At 43.9% G+C, this 18,924-nt stretch carries 11 protein-coding genes and 1 pseudogene; 10 read left to right on the forward strand and 2 right to left on the reverse strand.

Annotation, left to right across the window (positions count from 1 at the left end; translation table 11 throughout):
- Position 1: 1 nt before the first annotated feature.
- Complete coding sequence (locus QM968_RS07480; protein WP_414383310.1) at positions 2-1,648, forward strand: histidine kinase; 1,647 nt, start codon at positions 2-4, stop codon at positions 1,646-1,648.
- Positions 1,649-1,658: 10 nt separating this feature from the next.
- Positions 1,659-2,963 carry a response regulator transcription factor gene (locus tag QM968_RS07485; RefSeq protein ID WP_414326359.1) on the forward strand — a complete coding sequence of 435 codons (1,305 nt, stop codon included), beginning with the start codon at positions 1,659-1,661 and terminating at the stop codon, positions 2,961-2,963.
- 330 nt (positions 2,964-3,293) lie between these two features.
- Here the strand turns inward: QM968_RS07485 and QM968_RS07490 are convergent, their stop codons facing one another.
- The gene (locus QM968_RS07490; protein WP_009732054.1) at positions 3,294-4,148 is read right to left on the reverse strand and encodes a putative RNA methyltransferase; all 855 of its coding nucleotides are present in this window, start codon (positions 4,146-4,148) and stop codon (positions 3,294-3,296) included.
- A 37-nt stretch (positions 4,149-4,185) separates the two neighbouring features.
- Here QM968_RS07490 and QM968_RS07495 point away from each other — a divergent pair.
- The 5 genes and pseudogenes from QM968_RS07495 to QM968_RS07515 form a co-directional block, all read left to right on the forward strand.
- A pseudogene (locus QM968_RS07495) lies at positions 4,186-4,293 on the forward strand (winged helix-turn-helix transcriptional regulator); the annotation flags it as partial.
- Positions 4,294-4,418: 125 nt separating this feature from the next.
- Entirely contained in the window at positions 4,419-5,285 is an 867-nt protein-coding gene (locus QM968_RS07500) for an ATP-binding cassette domain-containing protein (RefSeq protein WP_414383311.1), read from the forward strand.
- Positions 5,285-6,127: an ABC transporter permease gene (locus tag QM968_RS07505; RefSeq protein ID WP_414383313.1), complete on the forward strand. Its 843-nt coding sequence runs from the start codon at positions 5,285-5,287 to the stop codon at positions 6,125-6,127. The genes QM968_RS07500 and QM968_RS07505 overlap by 1 nt, the downstream gene beginning before the upstream one ends.
- Positions 6,128-6,145: 18 nt before the next feature.
- Positions 6,146-6,601 carry a LytTR family DNA-binding domain-containing protein gene (locus tag QM968_RS07510; protein WP_049496832.1) on the forward strand — a complete coding sequence of 152 codons (456 nt, stop codon included), beginning with the start codon at positions 6,146-6,148 and terminating at the stop codon, positions 6,599-6,601.
- Positions 6,602-6,610: 9 nt separating this feature from the next.
- Entirely contained in the window at positions 6,611-7,024 is a 414-nt protein-coding gene (locus QM968_RS07515) for a DUF3021 domain-containing protein (RefSeq protein ID WP_414383315.1), read from the forward strand.
- A gap of 62 nt (positions 7,025-7,086) precedes the next feature.
- On the opposite strand, the gene tyrS is transcribed toward QM968_RS07515, so the two are convergent.
- On the reverse strand, positions 7,087-8,343 hold the full coding sequence (tyrS, locus tag QM968_RS07520; RefSeq protein ID WP_003004779.1) for a tyrosine--tRNA ligase: 1,257 nt from the start codon (positions 8,341-8,343) through the stop codon (positions 7,087-7,089).
- A gap of 182 nt (positions 8,344-8,525) precedes the next feature.
- Between tyrS and pbp1b the strand changes: the two genes are divergently transcribed.
- From pbp1b to rpoC, 3 genes are all read left to right on the forward strand, one after another.
- Positions 8,526-10,967, forward strand: a complete 2,442-nt coding sequence (pbp1b, locus tag QM968_RS07525) for a penicillin-binding protein PBP1B (protein ID WP_414383317.1) — start codon at positions 8,526-8,528, stop codon at positions 10,965-10,967.
- 350 nt (positions 10,968-11,317) lie between these two features.
- Positions 11,318-14,887: a DNA-directed RNA polymerase subunit beta gene (gene rpoB / locus QM968_RS07530; RefSeq protein ID WP_414326353.1), complete on the forward strand. Its 3,570-nt coding sequence runs from the start codon at positions 11,318-11,320 to the stop codon at positions 14,885-14,887.
- Between the two features lie 160 nt (positions 14,888-15,047).
- Entirely contained in the window at positions 15,048-18,701 is a 3,654-nt protein-coding gene (gene rpoC / locus QM968_RS07535) for a DNA-directed RNA polymerase subunit beta' (protein WP_414383319.1), read from the forward strand.
- Positions 18,702-18,924 lie beyond the last annotated feature (223 nt).

An 18,924-nucleotide genomic window follows, 5' to 3' on the forward strand; every position in this document is an offset into this window, starting at 1 on the left:
GATGAAAAAAATCTGGTTAAGTACGCTTTTAAAATTCTATGCCTATGTTATGGTAGTCATTTTGACCATTATGGGTCTGGTCGTAGCAGGGATCTCTTGGAAAAACCAACAAGCGGAAGCTGATCGGATCGCCCAACGGGTCTTGACAGAAGTCGTGACGGATCTTGAGACCTCTTACCAACGGGTTACCCAAGAAGGGCGTAGTCTTGTTGAAAATCCTGCAAAATTAGAAGGGCTTTATCGCTATTTTACCTTGTCACCATCGGAGTATGAGACCTGGCGGCTGAATGCCCAATTCCCTTCTTATATCCAATTGTCCCTACATAAGAATATTGATAGCCTCTATTTGAGCAATAAAAATATCGAGGGGATCGATATCACCTTGTCTGACTACAAGACAGTTTTTGTCTCTACGCGGCAATCCAAAGGTGGCAAACAGGTCTCGGCAGATCATTACCAGGCTCCTGCGACCGCCATCCCTGTTCCTTTGACAGATCCGACCACGGGTGCGGGAATTGGGATTGCTTATTTGACTTTGGACCAAGAAATATTGACAGCAGCGATTGACAATGCCAGAGGCGATCTTCCGATCGCTGTACGGATCTTCACTCCCTTTGGGAAAGAGATGTACCATGAAGGGGATAAGGAGCAATCAAAAGATGTTAAATGGCAAACCCGTAGCACGATCTATGGCTACAAGGTGGATGTAGCTGTTTCTGAAAGTTATCTGGTCAAGAAGGGTCTAGCTAACTTGACCACTTTTCTCTCCATTGCTTTCCTGATTTTCTTGATCCTTTACTTGTTATTAGGTCAGATTTTCAAAAATTACCGGCGTCAAGTCCTCGATTTGGTCGATACCATGAATCTGATCAGTCAAGGCGATAGTGAACGACGGATTGATACCTCGACCAAGGACCAAGAACTGCTGGTTATTGGTAATATGATCAATACCATGTTAGACAATATGGATAAGAATATTCGGGATATCTACCAGCTGCAGCTCAGCCAAAAAGATGCCAATATGCGGGCACTACAAGCCCAGATCAATCCCCACTTCATGTACAATACACTGGAATTTATCCGCATGTATGCCGTCATGCAAGAGCAAGAAGAGTTGGGTGATATTATTTATGAGTTTAGTAGTCTCTTGCGCAATAATATCTCAGATGAGCGAGTGACGACAGTTGACAATGAGCTCGAATTTTGTCGCAAATACAGCTACCTCTGTATGGTGCGTTATCCAAAATCGATTGCCTATGGCTTTAAGATCGATCCAGGCTTGGAAAAGATGAAGATTCCAAAATTCACCATCCAGCCTTTGGTTGAGAACTATTTTGCCCATGGGGTGGACCACAAACGCAAGGACAATGTGATTAGTGTCAAAGTCTTGCAAGGAGAAGGGCAAGTCATGATTCTAGTTACTGATAATGGGCGCGGGATGGAAGAAGAACAGCTAGAAAGCATTCAAGAGATACTAGCCAATCGCAATCCACGCTCAGAAATCGAAGAAAAGAGTGGGCGGCAGTCCATCGGAATTATCAATGTTCATGAACGCATGCTACTCTATTTTGGAGATCGCTACCATATCCAAGTCTTCTCCCAACCTCACCATGGAGTGACCTATACGATAACCATTCAAGATGAATAAAGGAGATAGAATGTACAAAGTCTTATTAGTAGACGATGAGTATATGATTACAGAAGGGTTAAAAAAATTAATCCCCTTTGACCACTGGAATATGGAAGTGGTCGCAACTGCTGAAGATGCAGACCAGGCCCTTGATTATGTGCGAGAACATCCGGTGGATGTGGTGATCACGGATGTCAATATGCCTGGAAAGACCGGACTTCAGATGATTGCAGAGATGAAGGATTTGATCCCAGATGCTGCCTATATCATTATGTCAGGCTATCAGGATTTTGAATATGTCAAAACAGCCCTCAATTTGCGCGTGGCAGACTACCTGCTCAAACCTGTCAATAAGGTGGAGATGGGCAATATCCTAGAAAAAATTCAGCACCAAATCCAGCAACCAAGCCAAGAGTTGGCCAATCGTTTGATTCACGATGACATCTCTGAGGAAGAGTTTTGTCGGTATATCGCAGGCCGGAACTCATTGTGGATTGGAGTCGCTAAGGAGAAAAAAGGCTTTATCAGCTCGTCTTACCAAGTTCTTGGGCAAAATCTTCAACTCTTTATCTCGGATCAAAAAGAAGATGCCATGATTGAGAAGGCCTTTGAGCCTCCTTATAAGGAGCACTTTCATCAATTTAAGGACCTAGTGGAGCGGAGTCTCTTTTATGGGGCGACCCCTCTCAATCAAGATGAAGAGGTCTTCCATTACTACGAGCCGGCCTACCGGGTGATCATGCAAGGAAATATCCAACAGATCTTAGAAGAACTGGACTGGTTGGAAAAAATGATTCTTGAGAAGACACCTAAGGTTTCGCTGACCAAGCAGCTCTTTATCCAATTTTTGATGGATGTCTTTCATTTGTTTGAATACCTGCAAGGAGATGATTTGGCTGATGTGGTCAAGAAAGTCCAAGAAGCTGCTACCTTTAGCGATATGCTTGGCTTCATCCAGGAAGAGTTGTCCCGTTTCTTATCCCACTATCGGATGAACGAAAATGTAGCGAGTGTCCTCCAAGTGATTAGCCGTGATTACCAAAAAGAGCTGTCACTCAAAGACATCAGTCGTGAACTCTTTATCAATCCAGTCTATTTAGGACAATTGATTAAACGCGAAACCAACGCAACTTTCGCAGAACTCCTAAACAAACAGCGGATCAAGGCTGCCCAGCAGCTCCTCTTATCGAGCAATGACAGTATTGAGGATATCTGCTACAAGGTCGGCTACAGTAATGTTGGCTATTTCTACAAGGTTTTCCGTAAACTCTGTGGAAAATCTCCTAAAACCTATCGTTTACAAGTTATGATAGAGCATACAGAAGATGAGTAAAAGGCTGAGACGATTTGTCTCAGCCTTTTAATTGAAGACAAAGTCTTCTTAAAAACTTTCCTTAGGTGAGTACGGACGTTAGGTGAAATTGTCCAGTGGATGATTTCAGCAATCCAGGAAGTTCCATGACTAATTATTGAACCTAAGGTTTCAATAATTCCGAGTACTTGAAACAAATGTGTTTCAGGTAATTTTTCACGGCGGAAAGTTCAGTAGATGATTGGATAATTCTAACGAATGAAGTTTTTTAGGATTTGATTAGATTTATAAAGATGTATCCTCCTAGAATCTAATGATTCTGCATCAAATACCCTATTTTGACTTTATCCGCTACGTCCTTTGTGTCTTGATTTTCCCAACCAGAAGCTTAGCTTCGATGGTGATTTCTGTGAGTTGGGTCCAATCGATTTTTTCTTGGTCTACGTGAAATAGAAGGGGGGTCATGGCGAGGAGCGCTTGGCGTTCTTCAGGAGTTAAATTCTTGGTGAGGCTGATCGTTTCGGATGAGAGGATCTGGCAGTGGTCTTCAAAGTGCTCCAAAATTTCCTGGTTGGAGTAGGATTGCTTGGTCAATTGATCTTGGGCCAACTGACGAATTTCTTTCAGATGAGAAGAGGTTGGGACGACCTTAATGATCACCCCTTCATCCTTTAAGACACGCTCAAATTCAGCGTAATTAGCTGGGGAGAAGATGTCCAAAATGACCTCCATACTTTTGAATTGAATGGGTAAATGAGCCAAGTCTCCTACAAACCAATTGACCTTCCAGTTAGCGTCACTCTTGGCAGCTAGTTGCACAGATTCCTTGGAAAGATCGAATGCATAGAAAGTAGCTTCGGGATAAGCCTCTTGTAGTTTACGGGAGTAATAGCCTTCCCCACATCCGATATCTAAAATCTTAGCATCACTGGTCGGAATTTTTTGTCCGATCGCTGTTAGAATCGGCTCATAAAAACCTGCTTCTAAGATCAGCTGGCGATTCTGGAAATTTTCTTTGTCATAGTCCTTCGATTGTTTGATCTGGGGAGCTAGGTTGACATAGCCAAATTTCGCTAAATCAAAAGAATGGCCCTTGGGACATTTAAAACTGGTCCCCGCAAGTTCTAGGTCCAATTGACAGATGGGACAGGCAAAAGCAGTGGCTGTTTGAAATCGTTGTAATTTTGGTTTAATCGGTGTATTCATATTAGTAGTGTAACAAAAGAGATTCTAGATAGCAACCGATGCTCTAATAGAGCACCATACAGAATATGAGCTGACAGAAAAAGGCAAATCACTGATGCCGATTTTAAAGGACTTGAATCAATGGGGAAAAGAATGGCTGCAATAAATTTTCTTCTTCTTTTTGTCTCTTTCATCTTGCCACTCATCTCTTCATTTTGACCACTTATCCCCAAAAGTCGTTTTTTAAGTGGCTTTTTTGCTAGACTGATACTGTCAAAAAGGAGAGAGAACATGATATTACAAGCTAAAAACATCAGTAAACGGTATGGAAATCATCTAGTGGTTGATCATATTCACCTACAGTTTGAAAAGGGAACGTTTAATGCGATTCTAGGACCAAATGGGGCGGGGAAATCAACGACGATTTCTATGTTGATCGGTTTGAAACAACCAACGCAAGGCGAAATAATCTATGAACCCGGTACTAAAATTGGTGTGGTCTTCCAAACCAGTGTTTTAGATGAGATGCTGACGGTTAGGGAAAATCTGACCATTCGTGCCAGACAGTATAAAGGACTAAAACCAAATCGTGTGTCTGATCTTATTGATCGACTAGGGCTATCAGCTTTTCAAAAGCAGAAATATGGGACGCTTTCAGGTGGCCAAAAGCGTCGGGTTGACATTGCGCGTGCTCTACTGCATGGTCCAGATCTTCTGTTCTTAGATGAGCCAACGACAGGTTTAGACATTCAAACTCGGAAGTCTATTTGGGATTTGCTCTATCAATTGCAGAGAGAAGAGGGAATGACCGTTGTATTGACCACGCATTATCTTGACGAAGCAGATGAAGCTGATCAAATTTATATTGTAGACCATGGGGAAGTGATTGCTCAAGGATCGGCACTAGATATTAAGAGTCAATATGCAAAAAACATCTTGAAGATTCGTTTCAAGGAGATGCAGCAGATAGAAAGTCTCAAATCTTCGGGAATGTCAGTAGAGCAACAAAGTCAATTGGAGTATATTTTTCAACCCAAGAGCGAAAGGGAAGCCATTGATTACCTGGCGCAAGTTAGAGATAATCTAGCCCATTTTGAGTTTCGTCCAGGGACCATGGATGATGCCTTTATTGCACTTACAGGAAGGGAGGTTCGCTAATGCTAGCCTTACTAAAGCGAAATTTTTTATTGTATTTTAGGAATCGTTCAGGAGTTTTCTTCTCCCTGTTGGGAGCCTTGATTTCCTTTGTTCTTTATATTATTTTTCTTCAAAAAAATCTAACAGATGCTTGGGCTCAGCTCCCCAATAGTGGTCCTGTGCTAAATAATTGGTTAATGAGTGGGACGCTGGCAGTGACAGGGATTACGACAAGTCTGGCTGCCCTGACTCAGCTAGTAAAGGATCGCGAACATCAAGTAGATCAGGATCTTTATTTATCGGATCAAGGGAAGTGGCGGTTAGCATTTTCGTATCTAACGAGTGCAATCATCATTTCTTTTTCCATGCAGATCCTTATGTATGTGCTGATGTGTGGCTATTTTAGAGAAGTTCCAACCCTTTCTCTATTACCTGAGGTGCTCCTCATCATGCTGCTTAGTAGCCTGCTTTCTAGTTTAGTGAATGCCATTTTTGTTTATTTTTTCCAATCCGTAGACAGTTTGGGGAAGTTTGCGACCATAGTGGGTACAGCTTCTGGTTTTTTGGTAGGGACTTATGTACCTTTAGGTGTTTTACCTGATTTTGCACAACTACTAATGAAATGTACTCCAGCAACTTATATTGCTGCACTTTATCGACAAGTACTCATGAAAGAAGCAGTGAGCGAAACCTTTAAGGGGCGAGATGATCTTCTTCGAGAATTTCAAGAAAAAATGGGTGTTCAGCTCAAATGGCAAGCTTTATTGACAAAGGAACAAACATACCTTATAGTGTTAGGAGGCATTCTTCTAGCTTTGGGGATTTGGATTTCCTTGGCAAAAAGATCGAGTAAAAGAAAGTAAGTGAGAATTGGAGTAGGAATGAAGATTCGTTTTGAGGAAAAACAGGATATCCCAGAAAGCAACCCCTGTGTGGTCATTCAAGCCAAGCAATTATCTGATCAAGCACGAGAGGTGATGGACTATCTCGAACAGTTTTCGACAGTGAATCAAGTAGTGATTCCTATCAAGACAGATGATCATTTGATCATGGTGAAAATTGATGACATTATTCTAGCCGAGATTGATAAGAATCAGCTAACCATTTATACGACAGACAAAACGTTCACCGTCAGAGATACTTTGACAAATTTTCAACATCGGATTAATCGTCGTAATTTTTTACAGATATCCCGCCACGCGGTGATGAATATCGACCATTTGGAATCGCTATCGGATAGTTTTTCAGGCAATATGATGGCTAAACTGACACGCGGAGTAAAATCAAGTGTCAGTCGGAAATATGTCAAATCCTTGATGGATTATTTAGGGGTATAGGAGAAAGTGATGAAACGAGTTATAGCTTATTTTGTATCTGGTATGAGGACAGGATCCTTCTTTTATTTGTGTTTGGTGTTATTATCCCATGTCTACACCAACATCGTATATCCTGCCGTGAATGTACGCAACATCTTAGCGATCTTTTTAATGAGTGGAACAATGGGAGTCTTGACGTTCATTCTTGAGGAAGAAGAGTTTTTGACCTATAGTTTGCGTGTGGTCCTGCATTTAGTTGTGACAGCTACCATTTTAGCATTGACCTACTTATTTTTTGGCTGGGGGGCAGCCTTACGGAGTCCGATTCCTTGGTTGATCTTTCTAGCAATATACGGCCTGATCTGGCTTTACCAGATTTGGCAGCTCCATAAAAAAACTCAACGAATCAACCAGGCATTGTTGCATCGCAGAAAAGGGAAATAGTCTCAGAAAAAAGTGTATAAGAAAACCACGAAGTTCATACCAAACTTCGTGGTTTTACTTTCTTAATAAGTCAAAACAAAGTATTTTTTCTTACCGCGACGGATAACGGTCAATTCATTTTCTAATTTATCGCTATCGCTCAAGACATAGTCAAGGTCTTGGATGCGTTCGCCATTGACGTAGATAGCTCCATTTTGAACATCTTCGCGGGCTTGGCGTTTAGAATTTACCACACCAGCTGTGACCAAGAGTTCAACAATGTTGAGGTTGTCTTCTGCTTGGACCTGGTAGTTTGGCACACCACGAAGGCCTTGTTTGAGTTCTTTGACAGAAAGGTTTTTGATGTTTCCTGCAAAGAGTTGTTCTGTGATGTTGAGGGCTTCCTTGTAGGCTTCTTCGCCGTGGACAAGGGTAACCACTTCACGCGCCAAGATCTTTTGAGCCAAGCGTTCGTGTGGCGCCGCTTCAAACTGTTTGCGGATCTCTTCAATCTCATCAAGTGACAAGAAAGTGAAGATTTTCAAGAAGCGCACAGCATCCGCATCCATCACATTCATCCAGAATTGGTACATTTCGTATGGAGATGTTTTGTCTGCATTGAGCCAGACGGCGTTTCCTTCTGATTTTCCGAATTTCTTACCAGTTGCATCTGTGATCAAAGGCACAGTCATAACATGACCAGTTTTATCTGCTTTACGGCGCATCAACTCAGTACCGGCTGTCATGTTTCCCCATTGGTCAGATCCACCGATTTGAAGGGTTACATTGTGTTCTTGGTTGAGGACGTAGAAGTCATAGCCCTGCATGATTTGGTAGGCAAACTCTGTGTAAGAAATCCCTGTCTCAATCCGTTTTTTAACAGATTCTTTACTCATCATAGCATTGACCGTAAAGTATTTTCCGACATCACGAAGGAAGTCAATAAAGCTAATGCTTCCGAACCAATCGTAGTTGTTGACCATTTCGGCTTTGTTGTCACCATTTTCAAAATCGAGGAAACGAGACAATTGCCCTTGAATGGAGCGAACCCATTCTTGTACAGTTTCTTTTGTTTGGAGACTACGTTCAGCATCTTTGAAGGACGGATCACCAATGAGACCAGTCGCACCGCCAACGAGCGCATAAGGTTTGTGGCCTGCTAATTGAAGGCGACGGCTCGTCAAGATGGCAACCAAGTGACCAAGGTGAAGGCTGTCAGCAGTTGGATCATAACCAGTATAATAAGAAACCTGACCTTCTTCCAGTGCTTTGCGCAAGGCTTCTTCATCCGTCGTTTGAAATACCAAACCACGCTCTTTTAGCTCATCAAAAATGTGCATGTGTCTTTTCTCCTTTATAAGTTTATTCATTTCTCTATTCTACCATAAACCATGGAAATGGCAATGCTTTCCAGTATTTTCTTAGGCTTCCTCAAAAACAATTGGCGACGATTTCCACGCTCTTGTGATTGAAATCAAGGTGCCTAATCTGCTATAATATAGGGAACAAGGAGAAAGAATCAGTGAATCAATTAAAAGAGAAGCTGCAAGATTTTTGGAAGAAAGTCCAGAAATTTTTTGCAAACATGAATACAGATACTCCGAAGAAGGAAAAAGATGAAGAGAGCAGATGGTCTGTTGGCGATATTTTTGCGACCTTTTTACGGACCCTCAAACTCCTGTGGGATGTGATGATTGCCCTGTTGATTTGTCTCTTCTTATTTGGTGCAGGGATCGGGATTGGCTATGCGGCGAGTCTCTTTAGTAATGTCAAAGTTCCAAAGACAGAGGAGTTGGTCCAACAGGTCCGCAATGTAAGCAGGGTTTCAAAACTGACCTATTCCGATAAGAGCCTGATTGCTGAAGTAGATAGTGATTTAATCCGGATTCCCGTCACTGGAGATGCCATTTCAGACAATGTCAAAAAGGCTGTCATTGCAACCGAAGATGAGAATTTTGAAAGTCACAAGGGGGTTGTGCCCAAAGCAGTTCTGCGGGCAACACTTGGATCGGTAGCCGGTGTGGGTTCCTCTAGTGGAGGATCAACCCTAACTCAACAGTTGATCAAACAGCAAGTTGTCGGAGATGCTCCAACCTTTACACGTAAGGCGACAGAAATTGTCGATGCTCTGGCCTTGGAGCGGGGGATGGATAAGAATGAAATCCTCACCACTTACCTAAATGTCTCACCTTTTGGACGGAACAATCGGGGACAAAATATTGCAGGTGTCGAAGCAGCAGCCCAAGGGATCTTTGGGGTTTCTGCAAAAGATTTGACCATTCCGCAAGCGGCCTTTATCGCTGGGTTGCCACAGAGTCCAATTGTCTATTCTCCTTACGCGGCAGATGGTAGTTTAAAGAGCAAGGAGAACCTCGAGTTAGGTTTGGCGCGTGCCAAAGACGTCTTGTTTAATATGTACCGGACAGGAGTTTTGTCGAAAAAAGACTACGAGTCCTACGTTCAGTATGATTTAACCAAAGATTTCATTGCCCCTGATGGCATCGAGAAAACACCTCATGATTACCTCTATTTCCAGGCCATGCAAGAGGCCAAAGAGGCCATGTATGATTACTTGATCAAGCGGGACAATGTGACCAAGCAAGACTTGAAAAATAATGAAACCGTCAAAGCCTATCAAGAATTGGCTGAAAACGAGTTGCGTGAAGGTGGCTATACCATTCAAACAACCATTAACAAACCGGTTCACAATGCGATGCAGGCAGCAGTAGCAAATTTTGGAAGCGTCTTGGATGATGGAACGGGTCTTGTAGAAGTCGGTAATGTCCTCATGGACAATCGCACGGGCGCGATTTTAGGCTTTATTGGTGGACGTAATTTTGATGGTAACCAAAACAACCATGCTTTTGACACAGAGCGATCACCTGGATCGACGATTAAACCATTATTGGCCTATGGGATTGCCATCGACCAAGGTTTGATGGGAAGCAATAGCATCCTATCAAACTATCCAACCAATTTCTCTAGTGGTGAGCCGATCATGCACGTGGATAGTCGAGGAACGGCTATGATGGACCTCCGTGAGGCTCTAAATACCTCTTGGAATATCCCTGCTTACTGGACCTACCTGGCCCTTCGTGAACAGGGCGTAGATGTTCCCTCCTACATGAAGAAGATGGGTTATGATATTTCAGAGTACGGAATTGAGAGTCTGCCGATGGGGGGAGGAATTGAGGTCACGGTTGCCCAACATACCAATGGCTTCCAAACCATTGCCAATAATGGGAACTACCTCAAGCGCTACATGGTAGAGCAAATTATCGATCGTGATGGAGATGTGGTCTACAAGCATGAAGCAGATCCTGTTCGTGTTTACTCTCCAGCAACAGCAACTATTCTGCAGGATCTCTTGCGTGGGGTGATTACGTCAGGTGCCACAACGACCTTTAAGTCACGGATTAGCCAAGTCAACCCAACGCTGGCAGGTGCTGACTGGATTGGAAAAACTGGTACCACCAACTCAAACGGGGATATGTGGTTGATGTTGTCCACTCCAAATGTTTCTTTAGGAGGTTGGATCGGTCATGACAACAATGCTTCCATGCAAACCTTGACCGGATACAACAACAATGCTCAATACATGGCGCAGTTAGCCAATGCAATCTACCAAGCAGATCCAAGTCTCTTTGGGATTCAGGAAAAATTCACCTTAGACAAGAGTGTGATCCGTTCGGAAGTTCTTAAATCAACTGGTGAAAGACCAGGTCGTGTCAATGTCAATGGCCGAGATATCGATGTGAGTGGTCAAACGGTGACCAGTCTGTGGGCCAAAAATGGAGCCCCTACCACTCAATACCGCTTTGCCATCGGGGGATCGGATAGCGATTACCAAAGCGCTTGGGCAGCGATTCTAGGCAATGCAGGTGGCAATCAAAGCAACAATAAGAACAATACGACGACCAATAGTTCCAATCGAAGCAACTCAAATCGAGGCAATCAACGGTAATCGCATCCAGTAGAAAACCTGGCCAAAGCCTTGATTTTTGAAGGGAAATACGGTATAATAGGTGTAACTAATTTGTCGTGTGCTTTATTTGAAATATTGTCCAAATAAGAGCTTACAGCAGTTAAATCTTACTTGAATAAGTCGATTTAGCTGCTCTTTTTGTGTCTATTTTTTAGAAAAAAATCTAGTTTGTTACACAAACTTAATTTTTCTAAAAATTACAAAAACGGCAAATGAGGTGAAGAGACAGCTCTTCACGTGATGCAAGTCACACAAATGTAGTTAAAACCGGATAGGTGGTGAAGTCATTTTACCTAGCTATCCTAGTATGGAAAAAGGAGCTAAAAACTTTGGCAGGACATGACGTTCAATACGGGAAACATCGGACCCGTCGTAGTTTTTCAAGAATCAAAGAGGTTCTTGATTTACCAAACTTGATTGAAATCCAGACAGACTCATTCAAAGATTTCTTGGATCATGGCTTGAAGGAAGTATTTGAAGATGTGCTTCCCATCTCAAACTTCACGGATACAATGGAATTGGAATTTGTGGGCTATGAAATCCGCGAACCGAAGTATTCGTTAGAAGAAGCCCGCATCCACGATGCCAGCTACTCAGCACCAATCTTTGTGACCTTCCGTTTGGTCAACAAAGAAACAGGTGAAATCAAGACCCAAGAAGTCTTCTTTGGTGATTTCCCAATCATGACTGAAATGGGAACCTTCATCATCAATGGTGGAGAGCGGATCATCGTATCGCAGCTCGTCCGTTCACCAGGTGTCTACTTCAATGATAAGGTGGACAAGAACGGTAAGGTCGGTTATGGATCAACGGTTATCCCCAACCGCGGGGCATGGTTGGAGCTAGAAACAGACTCAAAAGACATTGCCTACACGCGCATCGACCGTACGCGTAAAATTCCATTTACAACTCTTGTACGTGCTCTTGGATTCTCAGGAGATGATGAAATTATTGATATCTTTGGGGATAGTGAATTGGTTCGCAATACCATCGAGAAAGATATCCATAAAAACCCAATGGATTCACGGACAGATGAAGCTCTTAAAGAAATCTATGAGCGCCTTCGTCCAGGTGAACCAAAAACAGCAGAAAGCTCACGTAGCTTGTTGGTAGCCCGTTTCTTTGATCCACGTCGCTATGACTTGGCTCCTGTTGGTCGCTACAAGATCAATAAGAAACTCAATATCAAGACCCGATTGTTGAACCAAACCATTGCTGAACCATTGGTAGATGCTGAGACAGGGGAAATCCTTGTAGAAGCTGGTACAGTCATGACACGCGATGTCATCGACAGCATCTCTGAACAATTGGATAATGGTTTGAACAAAATTACCTACATTCCAAATGATGCTGCTGTTTTGACAGAACCAGTTGAATTGCAAAAATTTAAAGTTGTCGCTCCAACTGATCCAGATCGCGTTGTCACTATCATCGGAAATGCCAACCCATCTGACAAAGTTCGCATCGTAACTCCAGCCGATATCTTGGCAGAGATGAGCTATTTCTTGAACCTTGCAGAAGGTCTTGGCCGTGTGGATGATATCGACCACCTTGGAAACCGTCGGATTCGTGCCGTTGGTGAATTGCTTGCCAACCAAGTGCGTCTTGGACTTTCACGGATGGAACGAAACGTTCGCGAACGCATGTCTGTACAAGATAATGATGTCTTGACACCACAACAAATCATCAACATCCGTCCCGTAACTGCGGCGATTAAAGAATTCTTTGGTTCTTCACAGTTGTCCCAGTTCATGGACCAACACAACCCACTTTCTGAGTTGTCCCACAAACGTCGTTTGTCTGCCTTAGGGCCTGGTGGTTTGACACGTGACCGTGCCGGATATGAAGTCCGTGACGTACACTACACTCACTATGGTCGGATGTGTCCAATCGAAACACCTGAAGGACCAAACATCGGTTTGATCAACAACTTGTCATCTTATGGACACTTGAACAAATACGGCTTCATCCAAACGCCATACCGGAAAGTGGACCGTGAAAAAGGTGTGGTCACCAACGAAATCGTCTGGTTGACAGCCGATGAAGAAGATGAGTACATTGTCGCTCAGGCCAACTCTAAGTTGAACGAAAAGGGTGGCTTTGCTGAGCCAATCGTTATGGGACGTCACCGTGGTAACAACCAAGAATTCCCATCTGATCAAGTCGACTACATGGACGTTTCTCCAAAACAAGTAGTTGCCGTTGCGACAGCATGTATTCCTTTCTTGGAAAATGATGACTCCAACCGTGCCCTCATGGGTGCCAACATGCAACGTCAGGCTGTTCCATTGATTGATCCAAAAGCGCCTTATGTGGGTACTGGTATGGAATACCAAGCAGCCCATGACTCAGGAGCTGCAGTCATTGCGCAACACGATGGTAAAGTTACTTACGCAGATGCGGACAAGGTAGAAGTTCGTCGGGAAGATGGATCTCTTGATGTCTATCATATTCAAAAATTCCGTCGTTCAAACTCAGGTACGGCTTACAACCAACGTACCCTTGTAAAAGTTGGCGATGTTGTTGAAAAAGGCGATTTTATCGCAGACGGACCATCGATGGAAAAAGGGGAAATGGCCCTTGGTCAAAACCCAATCGTCGCTTACATGACTTGGGAAGGGTATAACTTCGAGGATGCCGTTATCATGAGCGAACGCTTGGTGAAAGAAGATGTCTATACATCTGTTCACTTGGAAGAATTCGAATCTGAAACACGCGATACCAAGTTAGGCCCTGAAGAAATTACCCGTGAAATTCCAAACGTTGGGGAAGATGCTCTTCGCGACTTGGATGAAACAGGTATTATCCGTATCGGTGCGGAAGTAAAAGAAGGCGATATCCTTGTCGGTAAGGTAACACCGAAGGGTGAAAAAGACCTTTCTGCTGAAGAACGTCTTCTTCACGCGATCTTTGGAGATAAATCTCGTGAAGTGCGGGATACCTCTCTTCGTGTACCTCACGGTGGAGATGGAGTCGTTCGCGATGTTAAGATCTTTACGCGTGCAAACGGAGATGAATTGCAATCGGGTGTCAACATGTTGGTTCGTGTGTACATCGCACAAAAACGTAAGATTCGCGTCGGAGATAAGATGGCCGGTCGTCACGGAAACAAAGGGGTTGTATCCCGTATTGTTCCTGTAGAAGATATGCCTTACCTTCCAGACGGTACACCAGTTGATATCATGTTGAACCCTCTTGGGGTGCCATCGCGTATGAATATCGGTCAGGTTATGGAACTTCACCTTGGTATGGCAGCTCGTAACTTGGGTATTCACATCGCAACGCCAGTCTTTGACGGAGCAAGCTCAGAAGATCTCTGGGATACTGTGAAAGAAGCTGGTATGGATAGCGATGCTAAGACCATTCTTTATGATGGTCGTACAGGTGAGCCATTTGACAACCGTGTCTCTGTCGGTGTCATGTACATGATCAAGCTTCACCACATGGTTGATGATAAACTCCATGCCCGTTCAGTCGGACCATACTCAATGGTTACCCAACAACCACTCGGAGGTAAAGCTCAGTTTGGTGGACAACGTTTCGGGGAAATGGAAGTGTGGGCCCTTGAGGCTTATGGTGCGTCTAATGTCCTTCAAGAAATCTTGACCTACAAGTCAGATGATGTCAACGGACGTTTGAAAGCTTATGAAGCGATTACCAAAGGTAAACCAATTCCAAAACCAGGTGTGCCGGAATCCTTCCGCGTTCTTGTCAAAGAATTGCAATCTCTTGGTCTTGACATGCGTGTCTTGGACGAAGATGATCAAGAAGTGGAACTTCGTGACCTCGATGAAGGGGAAGATGATGATGTGATTCATGTGGATGACCTTGAAAAAGCACGTGAAAAAGCAGCTAAGGAAGCAAAAGCTGCCTTTGATGCGGAAGAATCAGAAAAATAATCAAGACTCAGAGTTATCCTGTGAGAAAGGAATGTCTCTAACAGGATGATTTGGAAACAAGATACAGACACTAGGAGGTGGAAAGAAGGTTAACTTTCTTTCCCCACCTAAGGCTGTATCCAAATGAAACAAGTATGAAAACAAGGAAAGGTAAGAAATAGTGGTTGATGTAAATCGTTTTAAAAGTATGCAAATCACCCTAGCTTCTCCAAGCAAGGTCCGTTCATGGTCTTATGGAGAGGTCAAGAAACCTGAAACAATCAACTACCGTACATTGAAACCAGAACGTGAAGGTCTCTTTGATGAAGTCATCTTTGGACCGACAAAAGACTGGGAATGTGCGTGTGGAAAATACAAACGGATCCGTTACAAAGGGATCGTTTGTGACCGCTGTGGTGTGGAAGTAACACGTGCCAAGGTTCGTCGTGAACGCATGGGTCACATCGAGTTGAAAGCACCTGTATCACACATCTGGTACTTCAAAGGCATCCCTTCTCGTATGGGATTGACCTTGGATATGAGTCCTCGTGCTCTTGAAGAAGTCATCTACTTCGCAGCTTACGTGGTCATCGATCCAAAAGATACACCGCTAGAGCACAAGTCTATCATGACAGAACGTGAATACCGTGAACGCTTGCGTGAATACGGAGCAGGTTCCTTTGTTGCCAAGATGGGTGCAGAAGCGATCCAAGACCTCTTGAAACAAGTAGATTTGGAAGCTGAAATTGCTGTCTTGAAAGAAGAATTGAAGACTGCAACTGGTCAAAAACGTGTGAAGGCTGTTCGCCGTTTGGATGTTTTGGATGCCTTCTACAAATCTGGTAACAAGCCAGAATGGATGGTTCTCAACATCCTTCCAGTTATTCCACCAGATCTTCGTCCGATGGTTCAATTGGATGGTGGCCGTTTTGCCGCCTCTGACTTGAACGACCTTTACCGTCGTGTGATTAACCGGAACAACCGTTTGGCGCGTTTGCTTGACTTGAATGCTCCTGGTATCATCGTGCAAAATGAAAAACGGATGCTCCAAGAAGCTGTCGATGCTTTGATCGACAACGGTCGTCGTGGTCGTCCAATCACAGGACCAGGTAGCCGTCCACTGAAATCATTGAGCCACATGCTCAAAGGGAAACAAGGACGCTTCCGTCAAAACTTGCTCGGTAAACGGGTTGACTTCTCAGGACGTTCCGTTATCGCCGTTGGTCCAACTCTTAAAATGTACCAATGTGGTGTGCCACGTGAAATGGCCATCGAGCTCTTCAAACCATTCGTGATGCGTGAAATCGTTGCGCGTGATATCGTGCAAAACGTCAAGGCTGCAAAACGCTTGGTCGAACGCGGAGATGAACGCATCTGGGATATCCTAGAAGAAGTGATCAAAGAACACCCAGTTCTCTTGAACCGCGCACCGACCCTTCACCGTTTGGGGATCCAAGCCTTTGAACCTGTCTTGATTGACGGGAAAGCTCTTCGCTTGCACCCACTTGTCTGTGAAGCCTACAATGCCGACTTTGACGGGGACCAAATGGCCATCCACGTACCGCTTTCAGAAGAAGCCCAAGCAGAAGCTCGTATCTTGATGCTGGCTGCTGAGCACATCTTGAATCCGAAAGATGGGAAACCAGTCGTTACCCCATCTCAGGATATGGTATTGGGGAACTACTACTTGACTATGGAAGAAGCTGGTCGTGAAGGCGAAGGAATGGTCTTCAAAGACCGTGATGAAGCGGTCATGGCCCTTCGCAATGGCTATGTTCACTTGCATACTCGTGTCGGAATTGCGACCGATAGCTTGAACAAACCATGGACAGAAGCGCAACAGCACAAGATTCTATTGACAACTGTTGGTAAGATTCTCTTTAACGATATCATGCCTGCAGAACTTCCATACCTTCAAGAGCCAAATAATGCCAACTTGACAGACGGTGTCCCAGCTAAATACTTCTTGGAGCCTGGTCAAGATGTTAAAGCAGCGATTGAGAAATTGGAATTGAACGTTCCATTCAAGAAGAAAAATCTTGGAAATATCATCGCTGAAATCTTCAAACGTTTCCGTACAACTGAAACGTCTGCCTTCTTGGACCGCTTGAAAGACTTAGGTTACCATCATTCAACCCTTGCTGGTTTGACAGTGGGGATTGCCGATATTCCGGTTGTTGAAGACAAGGCTGAAATCATTGAAGAATCTCACAAACGTGTGGAACAGATCACCAAACAATTCCGTCGTGGTTTGATCACAGATGACGAACGCTACAATGCCGTTACAGCTGAATGGCGTGCAGCCCGTGAGAAATTGGAAAAACGCTTGGTGGATAACCAAGATCCGAAGAACCCAATCGTTATGATGATGGATTCTGGAGCCCGTGGTAACATCTCAAACTTCTCGCAACTTGCCGGTATGCGTGGTTTGATGGCCGCTCCAAACGGACGGATCATGGAATTGCCAATCCTTTCAAACTTCCGCGAAGGTTTGTCAGTACTCGAAATGTTCTTCTCAACTCACGGTGCCCGTAAAGGGATGACCGATACGGCCCTTAAGACAGCCGACTCAGGTTACTTGACTCGTCGTTTGGTTGACGTTGCCCAAGACGTCATTATCCGTGAAGATGACTGTGGAACAGACCGTGGACTGGTGATCCGTGCCATTACTGATGGTAAGGAAATGATCGAGCCACTCGAAGAACGCTTGACTGGTCGTTATACCAAGAAATCTGTTAAACATCCTGAAACAGGTGAAGTCATCGTTGGTCCAGATACCTTGATCTCAGAAGACCTAGCACGTGAAATTGTCAATGCTGGTGTGGAAGAAGTCACTATCCGCTCTGTCTTTACATGTAACACCCGCCATGGTGTCTGCCGTCACTGTTACGGTATCAACTTGGCGACTGGTGATGCGGTTGAAGTGGGTGAAGCAGTCGGAACTATCGCTGCCCAATCTATCGGGGAACCTGGTACACAGCTTACCATGCGTACCTTCCACACGGGTGGGGTTGCCTCAAATACCGATATCACTCAGGGTCTTCCTCGTGTCCAAGAAATCTTTGAAGCCCGCAATCCAAAAGGGGAAGCGGTCATCACTGAGGTCAAAGGGGAAGTCACAGCTATTGAAGAAGATGCTTCTACACGGACCAAGAAAGTCTTTGTTAGCGGAGCAACTGGAGAGGGTGAATACGTTGTCCCTTACACTGCCCGCATGAAAGTCGAAGTGGGAGATCAAGTCTCTCGTGGTGCGGCTCTGACAGAAGGGTCTATCCAACCAAAACGTCTCCTTGCCGTTCGTGATGTCTTGTCTGTTGAAACTTACCTTCTTGCGGAAGTACAAAAAGTTTACCGTAGCCAAGGGGTAGAAATCGGCGACAAACACATCGAGGTAATGGTGCGTCAAATGATCCGTAAAGTACGTGTCATGGATCCAGGAGATACGGACCTTCTCATGGGTACGCTCATGGACATTACAGACTTTACAGATGCCAATAAGGATGTCCTTATCTCTGGTGGGGTTCCTGCGACAGCTCGTCCAGTCCTTATGGGAATCACTAAAGCCTCTCTTGAAACCAACAGTTTCTTGTCAGCGGCTTCCTTCCAGGAAACAACTCGTGTCTTGACAGATGCGGCGATTCGCGGTAAGAAAGACCATCTCCTTGGACTGAAGGAAAATGTTATCATTGGTAAGATTATTCCTGCTGGTACAGGTATGGCTCGTTACCGTAACTTGGAACCACAAGCGATTAACGAAGTTGAAATCATCGAAGAAGTGCCAGTAACAGATGGAACTGTAGATGAAGTTCAAACAGCTGAAGTCGTAGAAGAATAAGAAAAAAAGTCGGAACTATGTGTTCCGACTTTTTTTGAGAAAATAATAAAAATTTATTATTTGAAAAATAATTGTATAATTATTGAATTGTTTTTTTACCAAAAATATTAGCCCCTTAAAAGAGATGTTGTAATTATTTACAATTAGTGATTATGTGGATATGTATTCTAAACACCAAAATAATAAAATGACTAACTATTAGTAATTTCTTTATAAAACCCAA

The organism is Streptococcus sp. OMI870 (assembly GCF_047460295.1).
Classification (GTDB): Bacteria; Bacillota; Bacilli; order Lactobacillales; family Streptococcaceae; genus Streptococcus.